We start from the raw sequence: 433 nt of genomic DNA, 5'->3' as shown, positions 1-433 counted from the left end.
CGACGGAGCCGAACAGGATCGCATCCGCCTGCTCGCATCCGGCGACGGTCGCCTGCGGCAGGGGAGTTCCCTGACGGTCGATGGCCGCCCCGCCAACGTCATACTGGCTGGTGGTAATGTGCATGGCAAAACGTTGGCGTACGGCTTCCAGTACTTTCATCGCCTGGTTCATCACTTCCGGGCCAATGCCATCACCCGGCAAAACGGCAATATGGTAATTCTTCGACATTACACGGTTTCCTTATTGTTCTCTTTATTCTGAGCTTTGCGTTGCAATTCTTTTTCGACTTCGGCGGCGCGCCAGATGTTGTTCAGCACGTGAACCATCGCTTTGGCTGACGACTCTACGATATCCGTTGCCAGACCAACGCCATGGAAGCGGCGGCCATTGTAGTCAACGACGATATCCACCTGGCCCAGGGCGTCTTTGCCG

At 56.6% G+C, this 433-nt stretch carries 2 protein-coding genes; both read right to left on the bottom strand.

Translation table 11 applies throughout. The annotated features are described in order from the left end of the window. Positions 1-229: isocitrate/isopropylmalate family dehydrogenase (locus WCE05_RS26110; RefSeq protein WP_368816854.1), on the bottom strand; the 229-nt coding region annotated here is incomplete at its 3' end. Then, on the bottom strand, positions 229-433 hold a 205-nt coding region (locus tag WCE05_RS26105), incomplete at its 5' end, for an alpha-isopropylmalate synthase regulatory domain-containing protein (RefSeq protein ID WP_368816853.1). The genes WCE05_RS26110 and WCE05_RS26105, both read right to left, overlap by 1 nt.

The sequence above is a fragment of the Pseudomonas sp. I2 genome (assembly GCF_040984075.1).
Lineage (GTDB): Bacteria > Pseudomonadota > Gammaproteobacteria > Pseudomonadales > Pseudomonadaceae > Aquipseudomonas > Aquipseudomonas guariconensis_B.
The sequence above is the reverse complement of the archived record's forward strand: the minus strand, read 5'-3'. Positions and strand labels throughout refer to the sequence as shown.